Origin of the sequence: Bacillus sp. AFS031507, from assembly GCF_002584635.1 — a bacterium.
In the GTDB taxonomy this organism is placed as follows: domain Bacteria; phylum Bacillota; class Bacilli; order Bacillales; family Cytobacillaceae; genus Neobacillus.
In genome coordinates this window covers 237377-250656 of record NZ_NUOW01000006.1, presented here as the reverse complement: position 1 = coordinate 250656, position 13280 = coordinate 237377, and the positions used below count along the sequence as shown (strand labels likewise).

11 protein-coding genes are annotated in these 13280 nt (G+C 39.3%); 10 read left to right on the top strand and 1 reads right to left on the bottom strand.

Going from position 1 to position 13280, the window contains the following annotated elements:
• Positions 1-81 precede the first annotated feature (81 nt).
• From thrC to ystJ, 4 genes are all read left to right on the top strand, one after another.
• A complete protein-coding gene (thrC, locus tag COE25_RS07945; protein ID WP_098932218.1) occupies positions 82-1485 on the top strand; it encodes a threonine synthase in 1404 nt (467 codons plus the stop codon).
• Between the two features lie 456 nt (positions 1486-1941).
• Entirely contained in the window at positions 1942-3222 is a 1281-nt protein-coding gene (locus COE25_RS07940; protein WP_088086700.1) for an MFS transporter, read from the top strand.
• A gap of 42 nt (positions 3223-3264) precedes the next feature.
• Positions 3265-3423, top strand: a complete 159-nt coding sequence (locus tag COE25_RS30575; RefSeq protein WP_179195767.1) for a hypothetical protein — start codon at positions 3265-3267, stop codon at positions 3421-3423.
• Between the two features lie 125 nt (positions 3424-3548).
• Positions 3549-4796 (top strand): NADP-dependent malic enzyme, encoded by a 1248-nt coding sequence (ystJ, locus tag COE25_RS07935; RefSeq protein ID WP_098932217.1) that lies wholly within the window; start codon positions 3549-3551, stop codon positions 4794-4796.
• 150 nt (positions 4797-4946) lie between these two features.
• Here ystJ and COE25_RS07930 read toward each other — a convergent pair whose 3' ends face one another.
• Positions 4947-6236, bottom strand: a complete 1290-nt coding sequence (locus tag COE25_RS07930) for an MFS transporter (RefSeq protein WP_098932216.1) — start codon at positions 6234-6236, stop codon at positions 4947-4949.
• Between the two features lie 275 nt (positions 6237-6511).
• Here COE25_RS07930 and COE25_RS07925 point away from each other — a divergent pair, with 275 nt between their 5' ends.
• The 6 genes from COE25_RS07925 (at position 6512) to nadX (ending at position 13253) form a co-directional block, all read left to right on the top strand.
• Positions 6512-7327, top strand: a complete 816-nt coding sequence (locus COE25_RS07925) for an IclR family transcriptional regulator (RefSeq protein ID WP_098932215.1) — start codon at positions 6512-6514, stop codon at positions 7325-7327.
• A 361-nt stretch (positions 7328-7688) separates the two neighbouring features.
• Positions 7689-8222 carry a cupin domain-containing protein gene (locus COE25_RS07920; protein ID WP_088086704.1) on the top strand — a complete coding sequence of 178 codons (534 nt, stop codon included), beginning with the start codon at positions 7689-7691 and terminating at the stop codon, positions 8220-8222.
• Between the two features lie 260 nt (positions 8223-8482).
• Positions 8483-9274: an SDR family oxidoreductase gene (locus tag COE25_RS07915; protein ID WP_088086705.1), complete on the top strand. Its 792-nt coding sequence runs from the start codon at positions 8483-8485 to the stop codon at positions 9272-9274.
• Positions 9275-9304: 30 nt separating this feature from the next.
• A complete protein-coding gene (locus COE25_RS07910; RefSeq protein WP_098932214.1) occupies positions 9305-10993 on the top strand; it encodes a thiamine pyrophosphate-binding protein in 1689 nt (562 codons plus the stop codon).
• A gap of 13 nt (positions 10994-11006) precedes the next feature.
• Complete coding sequence (locus COE25_RS07905; RefSeq protein WP_098932213.1) at positions 11007-12452, top strand: aldehyde dehydrogenase family protein; 1446 nt, start codon at positions 11007-11009, stop codon at positions 12450-12452.
• 15 nt (positions 12453-12467) lie between these two features.
• Positions 12468-13253 (top strand): aspartate dehydrogenase, encoded by a 786-nt coding sequence (nadX, locus tag COE25_RS07900; RefSeq protein WP_088086708.1) that lies wholly within the window; start codon positions 12468-12470, stop codon positions 13251-13253.
• Positions 13254-13280 lie beyond the last annotated feature (27 nt).

The window sequence follows — 13280 nt, the reverse complement described above, 5'->3', positions numbered from 1 at the left end:
TTCACGAAAATAATATAGGAAACCCTCGTTAGCAAATTTTATCGGATAGTAAAAACTTTTAATATAACCTTGGAGGATGCTATGAACTTTGTTAGTACACGCGGAAATGTAAATAAAATTGGTTTTATTGATACAGTCTTAATGGGATTAGCTAATGATGGGGGACTTTTAGTCCCTGAGAAAATCCCACAAATTCCTGCAGATAAGTTAGAAGCAATGTCCCAGTTAACTTATCAGGAACTAGCATACGAAATCTTTTCCTATTATGTTGATGGTGAAATTCCAGACAATGAGCTAAAGGCTTTAATCGAGAAAAGCTATGCAACCTTTCGCCACCCAGAAGTAACACCTGTTCAAAAGCTGAAGGATAACATGTATGTGCTAGAACTGTTCCATGGTCCGACCTTTGCTTTTAAAGATATTGCTCTGCAATTCTTAGGGAATTTATATTCCTATGTATCAAAGAAAACAGGTGAATCAATTCATATTCTCGGCGCAACTTCAGGGGATACGGGTGCCTCAGCGATTGAGGGTGTCAGAGGAAAAGAAGGCATTCGCATTTGCATTTTGCACCCACATGGCAAAGTAAGTAAGGTACAAGAATTACAAATGACAACTGTTGATGATAAAAGTGTTTTGAATTTAGCCATCAAAGGGACGTTTGATGATGGTCAAAGAATCATCAAAGAATTGTTCGCAGATGTGGATTTTAAAAACAAATACCATATGCGTGCGATCAATTCCATTAACTTTGTTCGTATTATGGCTCAAACAGTTTATTATTTCTATGCGTATTTCCAAGTAACAAAAGAGACAGGTTCACAGAGCGTTAACTTCAGTGTGCCAACTGGAAATTTTGGAGATATTTTTGCTGGTTATCTTGCAAAGAAAATGGGACTGCCGGTTGGTAAACTCATCGTTGCGACCAACGAGAATAACATTTTAGAAGATTTTATCTCTGATGGGGTGTACATGCCTGGTGAGTTCCGCAGTACGTATAGCCCTTCTATGGATATTCAAGTCGCTAGCAATTTTGAGCGTTATTTGTACTACTTGCTTGGTGAAAATCCAAACGAAGTATCTGCCTTAATGGAGAAATTCAAGTCAGAAGGAAAAATTGTTGTGAACGAGGAACTGCTCCGAAAGGTAAAAGAGGATTTTGCAGCACATGGAGTTGAAGGGGAAGAATGCTTACAAACAATTACGAAGTACTATGCTGAAACGAGTTATTTATTAGATCCACATACTGCTTGTGGGGTCGCTGCCTACGAAAGTTGTAATGAACCTATTGAAGTTTGTGTTACACTTGCAACAGCCCATCCGGCAAAATTTAATGAATCCATCGAACGGTGTGATATTAAGCAGACATTTCCTGAACAAATAAGTCAATTGTTTAATAAACCGCAGCATCTAGAAGTTGTTGAGGCGGATAAAGATGAAATTGTACGTAAATTAGAAAAGCTTTTTAGTTTTTCTGCTAAGTAAATATTAAAATTAGGTTCATGGTATAGAATCAAGAACTATAGTTTACTTTAATAGTCCACAAAGATGAAGAATGATAATGAAAAGGGATTTTTAATCGGCTGAATGAAGGCACGTGAAATTTCAGATTCTTTATCCGGTTTTATGGGATATACAGGGAAAAGTATTGATGAAAAAGAAAAAAGTATTGTTTCATTGTTGACTTCAATGAAACAATACTTTTTTTGTTTTGTATATAAAACTATTTTACTTTATCGAAACAAATTATCTGAATATTATTGACTATTATTAAAATACAATATAATATTATAAATAATAGTAACATTGTTTTATATATAAAACAAATGGTTTACTCTATTAAAGGGGAGTTGATGGTGTTTAATAGTGTGAGTGATATTATTTTTATCGCAAATTATGAAAGCGTATTCGTGTAGGACTATATTGAAGGGGGATACTAACATGTTACAAGGTCAAAAAAGATGGTTGTATATTGCCGTTCCAATTTTTTTCTTTTGGTTTTTCGGTCAGATTGATAAAGTAGGCATTTCGGTTATCCAAACAGATCCGGGATTTTTAAGTGATCTTGGTTTAACTGGTCCAGATAAAAATGCCAAAATTGGCTTAATCTCCTTTATATTCATGATTTCATACTCGTGTTCCAACGTTTTTTGGGGAATTATTATCGACAAGTTAGGGGCAAGGAAAACAGCTGTTTTGGGTCTACTGGTATGGACAGCGACCATGGTAATTGGAGGGCTGTCTACTTCATATGAAATGTTTCTAATTAGTAGAATCATCCTTGGAATCGGGGAAGGTATGATGATTCCAATATCGGGTAAATTTATTTCGAATTGGTTTAATAAACGAGAACTTGGCCGTGCACAATCATCCTGGATTATTGGCAACTATCTTGGTCCAGCAGTGGGTGCGGTTATCCTCATATTAGTTATTTCCACTTTTCATTGGCAGGCCGCATTCTTTGTTCTCGCCGGCTTTAACTTATTTATTAATATTCCAATGTTCCTTTTTCTGACACGTAATACGCCAGAAGAACATCCACGTCTCAGTAAAGAAGAGGTCTCCTATATTCGCCAAAAAGACGAAGCAGTTGATGCAGAGACGAAGCAATTCTTCGCTAAGGATTTTCGTTATTGGATTGTCTGGTTTGGCAATTTGATGTCGTCCTTTCTTTTCTTTGGAATCAGTATTTGGCTGCCTACATATCTCGTTGAAGCCAAAGGCTTTGAAAGAGAAGCAATGACGGGGATTACATCATTATCGTGGCTATTCGCACTTGGATTTGTACTGGTTGGTGGATTCCTAGCAGACAAAACGAAACGCCCGAGTATACAGGCGGCGATTCTTTTCATACTTACAGCTTCATTTTTGACAATTGCAGTTATTGCACCAAATCCTATCGTGGCAGGCGTTTCAATGGGACTCGCAATGGGATCTCAGGGAGGAATGTTTCATCTAACCAATTTATTCATTATCAAATTTTCAACACCTAAAACAGCGGGCCGCGCAGCCGGTTTAATGGGGTTCACGAATATTATGGGTGGTTTTTCGAGCTATATTATGGGGTGGGCACGCGATTCGTCGGGCGGAGATTTTGGTCCATCCATTATCATGTTGATTGTGGCAGCTATTATTGGATTTGTGGCGTACCTGTTTATGATTAAAAAAGAGGCTGCTGGAAATCATCTAAGCAATACATCAGGAAATAAAGTAATTGTATAAATGGAATTGAAATGAAGTCAAATTTAATTGGGGGAAATGTTAATGTGGGTCATCACGCTCTATTCAAATTCAAATATAAAAATGTTTGAGTATGACACAGCGGAAGAAGCAAAAGAAGCTTTCGAAAACATTGAAGGCTGTAAGATTCTTTCCGAGATTGCTTATTATAATGATTATGGTGTTGATTTAGTTGCTGTTTAAGATCTTTACCATGATAACTAAGAATAAAATGGGCTGAAGCCCAAAGTTTTGTATCCTTTTCACATAGCCCTTTTCTCTAGATTTTCCTATAACCATAACATATTAAACAAAGGGAGAGACATTGTATGTCAACTTTACGTGAAGAAGCATTAAAGATGCACAAAGAAAATCGAGGAAAGCTTGGTGTTTACTCAAAAGTCGCAGTACGCAATGCAAACGATTTAAGTCTTGCTTATTCACCAGGCGTTGCAGAACCCTGCCTAGACATTCATGAGAATGAGAGCAAGGTATATGACTATACCATGAAGGGTAATCTAGTTGCCGTTGTTTCAAACGGTACAGCTGTACTCGGACTTGGAAATATTGGCCCAAAAGCTGCCATGCCGGTTATGGAGGGAAAAGCATTGTTATTCAAATCATTTGCCGATGTAGATGCATTCCCTCTTTGCTTAGATACAACTGATTGTGACAAAATTATCGAGGTTGTCAAATTGCTTGAGCCTACATTTGGCGGGATTAACTTAGAAGACATTTCTGCACCTCAATGTTTTGAAATTGAAGATCGCTTACGAAAAGTCTGCAATATTCCCATTTTCCATGATGATCAACACGGTACTGCAATCGTAACAGCTGCCGGATTAATCAACGCTCTTAAATTGGCTGACAAGAAAATTGAAGATATTCGCGTAGTCGCAAACGGTGCGGGTGCCGCAGGAGTGGCGATTATTAAGCTGTTGCTTCATATGGGTGTAAAAGATGTTATTTTATGTGATACAAAAGGAATCATCTATAAAGGCCGTCCTGAGGGAATGAATTCATTTAAAGAAGAAATGGCCCGTATGACTAATAAAGAACAACAACAAGGGTCATTAGCGGATGCGCTGGAGGGAGCAGATGTGTTTGTCGGAGTATCAGCTGCAGGTGCTGTCACGAAAGAGATGGTTCGTTCCATGAATCAAAATCCAATCATTTTTGCGATGGCCAATCCGGTACCGGAAATTATGCCGGAGGATGCAAAAGAAGCGGGAGCACTCGTAGTTGGGACGGGCCGCTCTGATTACCCGAATCAGGTGAATAATGTACTTGCATTCCCAGGCATCTTCCGCGGTGCTTTAGACGTTCACGCAAAAGAAATCAATGAAGAAATGAAACTGGCAGCTGTTTATGCCATTGCTGGATTGATTTCAGAGGAAGACCTCCATACTGACTATGTGATCCCCAATCCATTTGACCGTCGGGTTGCTGCCCATGTAGCATCGGCAGTGGCTAAAGTTGCGATGGAAACAGGTGTTTCACGAAAAATTGTAAATGTAGAAGAGATCAAAGAGCGTCTATTAACACTTGAAGAAGAAAAACTACCTGCTTTTGTATAAATCCAGGGCAACTATGTCTATCTAAAAATCCCCTGCCAGAAGACTTCAAAGATTTAACTTTGGTCGGTCTAATGGCAGGGGATTTATCAATTTGTAATTTTACGTTTTTTTATTTTTGATTCAATACATATTTTCGAAAAACGCATTCTATTAGGCGTGCCTATTTTGCGTAGCGAGAGGAGCTGAATGAAGTTCAGCTGCCTCTTTTTTAACCGTAAATACATAAGCGCCCAAACCTAAAATAGATGCAAAAATTAACATAGCAATGGATGTACTGAAGTCCCCGTTTGATATGTCACGAAGCCAGCCCATAATATAGCTTGAAAAGCCGCCCATAATATTTGTGAATCCCATCAAGCCTGCTGCCCGACCGGCTGTTTCTGGTGTTGAGTATTTTACCATAAGCATATTACTCAGATGGAACACACCGCCCTGGCATCCCATTGCAAGACCCATACAAATCCCCGCTATAATTGGATTTGGGATAAAAACTGCCACTGTCAAAAAGATGGTTGTCATTAAAAATAAAATCGATGCCATTAAACCTGGCCGTCTTGTCTTATCGGCAAGAAAACCGCATGACAGGACAAATCCAAGCGCAAATAACCAGGAGAGTGAAGTGATGCTTGACATCCCTTTTTGTTCGAAGCCTTTTGCTTCCAAAAGATATGTTGGGAGCCAAATACTGATTCCGAAGAAAAGGAAAGAACATACGAGCATACCAAACCAGACAATCCAGAAACGGTAATCCTGAGCAAAACTCTTATTCTCAGACGTGATTCCCTCTTTTTCATCATCATCCAAATGACGGATAAAAGCCAGTTCTTCTTTACTAACATGCGGGTGCTCTTCTGGTTTATTTCTTGTCAGGAAGATAAACATTGGGATATTAATAAATAAGTTAAGCGCCGCTAGAATAAAGAAAGCTGACTGCCAGTGGAGTGATGAAATAATGAGAGTCAAAACAACGGCTCCGATCGCCGGTCCTAAATAGTTTCCAGTAAGCCCAGATGCCTGAGCACGTCCTATTTCGCGATTATTAAACCAGGAAGAAATAAATTTACCGGATACAGGAATCATCATCCCTTCGCCAAAACCGAGAATAATTCGGCTTACTAAAAATATTTCATATGAAGTAGTGAGACCTGACGAAAACATGGTAAGCGTCCAAATGGATAATCCAGCAATAGCTGTTTTTCGCGCACCAAATTTGTCAATAATGAAGCCCCAAAAAAGATTTGAAACCCCATAAGCAATAGTAAAAACAAACGAAAGAAGACCAATTTTTGTATTTTTGTCTTCACCTGTTATCCCGAACGTATTCAAGAAATCCGGATCTGTTTGAATGATGGAAATACCCACCTTATCAATTTGTCCAAAGAACCAAAAGAAAAAAATCGGTACGGCAATATATAACCATCTTTTTTGTCCTTGAAGCATAATATCTTCTCCTTGTTAAAACTTAATCAATAATTAAAGCGTTTACAATTGAAAAATATGTTTTGTTGATAAAACATTTTTAATATATATACGATAAAATAAGTACAATTGTTTGTCAATTTAATATTTTAACATATTGAATTTAATTTCAGACAAATATATAATTTATTTATTAACGATGTTTTATATATGAAATAATAAATTATTAGATAATGATCAGTTTCTCCTATATATTAAGGGGCTCTGAAAGAGTAAACAACGGGAGGAATACTCGAATGGTAAGCGAAGAAAAAGAAAAGTATAGTGCCAATTCATTAGTAAGAGGATTGGAAATAATAAAGCTTTTTAATGAAGAACAGCCGAGCTTGTCACTTTCAGAAATAGCGAAACAGCTGGGCGTTAGCAGAACGGTACCATATCGTTTATTATTTACACTTCAAAATATGGGTTACCTGTCTCAGGATGAAAATACAAAACATTATAAATTATCTCCAAAAGTGCTTGAATTGGGTTTTAGTTATTTAAACAGCTTGAAATTCCCGGAAATTGCCCAACCTTATATGGAAAAGCTGCGTGATGAAATCGGTGCTTCTTGTCATTTGTCTATTTTGGATGGACAGGAAGTGGTATACGTAGGAAGTGCTCCGGTCAGGGGTGTATCCGCCATCAATGTGAACATTGGCATGAGGCTCCCAGCTCATGCAACAGCCAATGGAAAATTATTGCTTGCTTATCAGTCAAAAGAAAGTCTGAGGCAAATGTTTCATGTCTCAAACCTAACTCCTTATACAGATAAGACACTCATAACACCGAGTGAGTTTCAACAGCAATTAGAAACAATACGGCAAAAAGGATATTCAATGACTAGTGGAGAATTCCATCCGGGTATTCGTTCTGTTGCAGCGCCGATTTTTGATAGAACTGGAGAAATTTTGGCGGCTTTGAATGTCGTAGCAACAGAATCGGCTTACCAGGAAGATTTTATGGATAAAATATCCTTGCCAAAAGTACTGGAAGTTTCCCATTTACTATCGAATTATATGGGATACAGTGGAGGAATTCCAAAAGCGCTTAATCAAAAGGATATCTGAAAAAACAATTGATCTTAACTATAAAAAGAATCATCTTTTTTCAAAAGTGTGGATACCCGATCTTTAAGGGTAACCACACTTTTTTGTCGTTTAGAAAATAAATTTATAAACTGCGGGTAAGCGTTTCGACATAAAGTTCCAAGTTTTATATGTTCCTTCCGCTTTTGTTCATAGTTTTAGATAAAGCCTTGGATTGTTCAAAAAAAAGGGGGTTTTAAAATAAAAACACTTTTAAATTTTCTAAAAACTAATCTTGACAATATAATGATTCCATTTTAGAATTAGTTTATAAATAAAACATTGTTTTATATATAAAACAAAATGCAAGTAAAGAACAATGAATAAAGGGAGGATTTATAAAATGACAAAAGAAACTTTTTCGGTTAAAGAATTTGAAAAAAAATATGTGGCTCGCTTGGAAGACCGTACACTTGATTGGAATGTCTTAAAGTTCCAGGAGGAAATTGCCCCAGCTTATAGACGTGCACAATTGCGGTATATTGGACGAGGTGCTACTGCGAATAATGATTCAAATGTAATTGCAGCGGAACATTTTACATTAAGTACAATGGTGCTTCCTCCAGGATGTATCGGGCCGTTGCACCTCCACGATGATGTAGAAGAAGTATTTTTTATTCTTGAGGGAGAAGTTACAGCGTTAATTCAGGAAGACAGCAACAGTGAAGTTCATGAAATTAAACTGAATGCGAGAGACTGCATCAGCAGCCCTCCAGGAGTATATCGCGGGATCAGAAATGATGGGAAAGAAGAGGCGCGTATGCTCGTTATGCTTGGAGCAGTTAAGCCTAATTTGCCAACCTATCCAGAAGGTAGCGCACTTGAAGAACTACGTAAACAACGTGCTAAAGAAAGAGAAGCAATCATTAAAGGTTGATTAATAAAATAGAAAAGTCACAGCTGCATTATGAAAAATAATGCAGTTGCCTTTTCTAGAGGATCTCCAAAGAAAACGCTTTCTAACGAGAGGGATATCTGTTTAAAGGGAGGTATAAAAAGTGCTTGGAATTACTCATTTACGACATATCAGTTTGATTACGTCGAATTTTGAAGAACAAGTCCAGGCTGGGTAAATGGAGCAGTTAACGTTCGTTAATGCGGCGAATCGAGAAGCTGCATATTTAAAGGAGTGACGAGATGGACTTAGGTTTGAAAGGAAAAGTTGCTGTTATTATGGGAGGCACATCAGGTGTCGGATTAAAAACAGCAGAAATGTTTTTAGGTGAAGGCGCAAAAGTAGCTATATGTGGAAGAAGCGAAGAGCGCATGGAAAATGCCCAACATCAATTGCAATCATTTGGGAACAAAGAAGATATTTTTGCATCAACTTGTGACGTTACCTCGAAATCAGATGTTGAATCGTTTATTAACAGCACATCAGAAAAGTTAGGCGGAATTGATATATTAGTAAATGCTGCTGGACAAAGCGTGATGGGTTATTTTTTTGACATTACAGATGAACAGTGGCAAGAACAAATTCAATTAAAGTATTTTGCTATCATTTATGCGGTTCGTTCTGCTCATCCACACCTTGTTAAAAGAGGTGGCGGGCGGATTATTAATATTAATGCAACGCTTGCTAAAGAGCCTGAGCGTCACATGGTAGCGACTGCAGCTACACGGGCTGGTCTTTTAAATTTAAGCAAAACTTTGTCTCAAGAACTGGCCTTAGACAATATATTAGTGAATTCAGTTAGCCTCGGGTTGATTCGGACTGATCAGTGGGAGCGCAGAAGATTGAAAAATGCCCCTGATATGGATCCGGAAGAATATTATAGAGATCTTGCGAAAAAACGGAATATTCCACTTGGCCGTGTTGGTGAAGTGGAAGAAGTTGCTAGTGTTATTGTATTTCTAGCTTCAGACAAAGCGAGTTATGTAGCTGGCTCGACGATTGAAACTGCAGGAGCGATAGGTAAAGCGCTTTAATTATATTACTAAACAAAGGTGGATATCACAATGAAAAAACAAGAAGAGATAGAGTTTACCACAGCTGATGCCATTGTAAAAGAGCTAGTACGTGCAGGCGTAGAAACCGCTTTCGGTATTGTCAGTATTCATAATATGCCTATCTATGATGCCATTCTTAGAGAGGGAAGCATTAAGCTTATCTGTTCGCGTGGTGAGAGCGGTGCAGTCAATATGGCAGATGGTTATGCGCGTGCGACTGGAAAATTAGGTGTAGTTATTACAAGTACGGGAACAGGAGCAGGAAATGCAGCTGGTTCATTAGTTGAAGCTTGGGCTGCCGGCGTTCCACTTCTTCATCTTACCGGAGAAGTCGCATCTCCATATCTTGGAACAGGTAGAGGATACATACATGAATGCAAAGATCAGCTCTCGATGATGAGCGGTGCATGTAAACATGCTGTACGGCTTAGAAGGCCGGAACAAACAGCTGCAGTAGTAAGAAAGGCGATTCAAGAAGCGTTAACTGCGCCGACTGGACCGGTATCACTGGAAATTCCGATTGACTTTCAATCGGCGATTATAGAGGATCTTTCACTTGATGGTGTACAAGTTGCAGAGTCTAAACAACAATCAAAGGCATTTATTCCTGAACAAGCAGTGACAAAAATTATTGAAGCACGCCGTCCAGTAATTTGGGCAGGAGGCGGTGTCATCACTGCTAATGCTTCACATGAGCTGCAACAATTGGCGGAAATTCTTGGCGCAGCAGTTATTACAAGTCAAACAGGAAAAGGTTCGATTCCAGAAGACCACGAACAATGCATCGGACATTTTGCGGCATATGAGTCCACAAAAGAGTTTTTACGAAATGCGGATTTATTGATCAGCGTAGGTGTCCGTTTTAGAGGGAATGAAACGTCCAACTGGAAAGTACCTGTACCAGAAGAGCATATTGCAATTGATGCGGATTGGCAGGCAATCAACCGTAACTATAAAGCGACATTCGGTTTAGTTGGCGATGCAAAAGATTTGTTAGAGGCTCTCGTGCAAAAGCTCGAAGAAAAATCAGTTTCTGCAGTACCTTCTTATATAGAAGAAGTACGTTCCCTAAGAGATGAAGTGCGCGCTCAACTCCGTGAAACGCTCGGACCATATGAGCAATTTGTAGATGGAATGAGAGAAATATTGCCGCGCGATACCATTTTAGTTCGTGATGTAACTGTTCAGGCAAACGTTTGGGGAAGCCGTTTATTTGAAATTTATGAACCGAGGACTTCCATTCATGCGTCAGGGGGCGGAATTGGTCAAGGCCTTCCAACAGCAATTGGTGCACAAATGGGTTGTCAAGATAAAACAGTTGTGCTGATGGCAGGAGACGGCGGGTTTATGGTCAATGTCGGGGAAATGGTTACGGCAGCTGAAGAAAATTTACCTATCATCATTGTATTGTTTGATGACTCAGGCTACGGGGTTCTTCGCAATATCCAAGACGCTGCATATGGACGCCAAGTAGCTGTGGATTTATTGAGTCCTGATTTTGTAAAGCTTGCTGAGTCAATGCACTATGCTGCTGTACGGATTGGTTCTGGAGATGAATTTGTTAGCGAACTAAAAAAAGCAAAAGAAAGACGTAAACCGTCAATGATCGTTGTCGATATGGAAGCTGTTGGGCCAATGGCAAAACCGTTCGGCGGACCTCCAGGGGCAGCGGAAGCATTTAAACCAAAAAAAATATAAAGGAGGATTGAAAATGATTTCGACTTATCCAGTTGTTTCAGGAAGATACCTCGTTAATGGAGTATGGAAAGAAATAAAAGAAACAGCCGATGTGATTAATCCTGCAAACACTTCAGAAGTAGTAGGCCAAGTGGCAATATGTTCTGAGGACATTGTAAATGAAGTGATAGAAGTGGCAGATAAGGCTTATGAAACCTGGTCTCGTTCTGATATAGGAGACCGAGCAGCCCTCATGAACACAGCGGCAGAAGACCTGGCGACTATCATCGAGGAAAATGTCACACTATTTGTACGGGAAAATGGAAAAACACTAGTAGAAGCTAAAAAAGATTTACTACGCTGTGTTGAGGTCATGAAGGGCTGCGCAGCAGAGCTGCTTAACTGGTGGAAACCAGAAGTGCTTCCAGGAAATCAAAAAGTCCAAGTTAGAAGAAGAGCAAGAGGCGTCACAGCAGTGATCACACCATGGAATTCACCCATGATTTTAACATTTAAACGAGTCATCCCAGCCATTTTAGCAGGCAATACCGTCGTTGTAAAACCTGCTACAAATTGTCCGTTAACAATTATGACTTGTTTAAAAGTAGTCGCTGAACATTTTCCACCAGGCGTCATTAATATTGTGACAGGTTCAGGAAAAGTAATCGGTGACATACTTTGCTCTGATTCCCGCGTGCGTACCGTCGCTTTTGTCGGCAGTACTGAAACAGGAAAAGATATTATGAAGAAGTCTGCAGGAAATCTCCAAAAAGTATATATGGAACTCGGCGGCAATGATCCGGCAATTATTTTGGACGATGCTAACATGGATGAAGCAGCGATCAATCGTCTTAAAATGGGTATTTTACGAGCAGCAGGCCAAGTTTGCTCAGCTATTAAACGAGTGTATGTCCATGAATCACGTTATGAAGAAGTTGTGAAAAAATTAACGAAAGAGTTTGAACGGGTTGTTGTTGGTGATGGCATTCAGCCTGATGTAACAATGGGGCCATTAAATAATAAAGCGCAGTTTGATTATGTGAATGAGTTGATCAAACGTACAGTTAAGTCAGGTGCAGAAGTAATCACTTCCGGCATTCAACTTAATCCGGAATCGTGGGATCAAGGTTATTATATGCTTCCTTCGATTGTTACAGGAATCGATCAGCAAAGCGAAGTAGTTCGCGTCGAGCAATTTGGACCAGTCATCCCTATTTTGCCTTTCTCTGATGTTGATGAAGCGGTAAAGTTAGCGAATGATAGTGAATTTGGTTTACGGGCGTCTGTTTGGACTGAGAATGAAGAATTAGCTATTGAGCTGGCCGATCGCCTCGAGGCAGGAGCTGTTTTCCATAACAATCATACCGTTTTCAGTGATTTGGCTCTCGACTTTCCGGGTTTAAAAGAAAGTGGTGTTTCCCGCGAAACGAGACATTGTGGACTGGAATTCTATGCAGATTCATACGGGTTTGCTGATTGAGAAAGGGTGAATGACATGAAACTAGGGCTAATTGGGTGCGGTAATATCGGTACATTTCTGCTTCAGGCAATAAATAAGGACGGACTTCTTCCAGGTGGAAAAATCGTTTCGATTTATGCACGCCGCGAAGAAATCGCAGCTCAACTAGCAGAGGAATTTGGGACACAGTCGTATCGAGATGTTGGCTCACTCCTTCATTCTGATGTGGATCTAGTCATTGAAGCAGCGACCATTGAAGCCGCTGAAGAGTACTCATTGAAAGTGCTTGAAGGTGGAAAAGATTTATTATTAAGTAGCATAGGAGTAATGGCCGATGCTGCTTTTGAAAAAAGCGTACGCGAAATTTGCCGAAAAAATAATGTAAACGTTTTTCTTCCATCTGGTGCGATTGGAGGACTCGATGTACTAAAATCTGCAAAAGCCGTGAATGGACTTGAATCAGTGTCCATTACAACGAGAAAACCGACAAGCGCATTGCCAGCAGGTGCTTCATTAGAAAAAGAAACGGTTTTATTTGAAGGCTTTGCAGCTGAAGCAATTAAGCAGTTTCCGAGAAATATTAATGTTGCGATTGTTTTATCTTTAGCTGGTCTTGGTTCTGAAAAGACGAAAGTAAAAATTATTGCCGATCCAGATGTGTTGAAGAATAGCCATCTTATTGAAGCGTCAGGTTCGTTCGGAAAACTTAAGCTTGAAGTAGAAAATGATCCGATGCCAAACAATCCGAAAACGAGTTATTTAGCTGCGTTAAGTGTACTGGCTACGCTTCAAAACAAAGACAAGACTATTCTAGTTGGATAATGAATTAAGTGAAGCCCGTAGAGGGAG

Excerpts from the sequence above, each read along its gene's own strand:
- thrC (WP_098932218.1), top strand. The coding sequence starts at position 82 with ATGAACTTTGTTAGTACACGCGGAAATGTAAATAAAATTGGTTTTATT.
- COE25_RS07940 (WP_088086700.1), top strand. The coding sequence starts at position 1,942 with ATGTTACAAGGTCAAAAAAGATGGTTGTATATTGCCGTTCCAATTTTT.
- COE25_RS30575 (WP_179195767.1), top strand. The coding sequence starts at position 3,265 with ATGTGGGTCATCACGCTCTATTCAAATTCAAATATAAAAATGTTTGAG.
- ystJ (WP_098932217.1), top strand. The coding sequence starts at position 3,549 with ATGTCAACTTTACGTGAAGAAGCATTAAAGATGCACAAAGAAAATCGA.
- COE25_RS07930 (WP_098932216.1), bottom strand. The coding sequence starts at position 6,236 with ATGCTTCAAGGACAAAAAAGATGGTTATATATTGCCGTACCGATTTTT.
- COE25_RS07925 (WP_098932215.1), top strand. The coding sequence starts at position 6,512 with ATGGTAAGCGAAGAAAAAGAAAAGTATAGTGCCAATTCATTAGTAAGA.
- COE25_RS07920 (WP_088086704.1), top strand. The coding sequence starts at position 7,689 with ATGACAAAAGAAACTTTTTCGGTTAAAGAATTTGAAAAAAAATATGTG.
- COE25_RS07915 (WP_088086705.1), top strand. The coding sequence starts at position 8,483 with ATGGACTTAGGTTTGAAAGGAAAAGTTGCTGTTATTATGGGAGGCACA.
- COE25_RS07910 (WP_098932214.1), top strand. The coding sequence starts at position 9,305 with ATGAAAAAACAAGAAGAGATAGAGTTTACCACAGCTGATGCCATTGTA.
- COE25_RS07905 (WP_098932213.1), top strand. The coding sequence starts at position 11,007 with ATGATTTCGACTTATCCAGTTGTTTCAGGAAGATACCTCGTTAATGGA.
- nadX (WP_088086708.1), top strand. The coding sequence starts at position 12,468 with ATGAAACTAGGGCTAATTGGGTGCGGTAATATCGGTACATTTCTGCTT.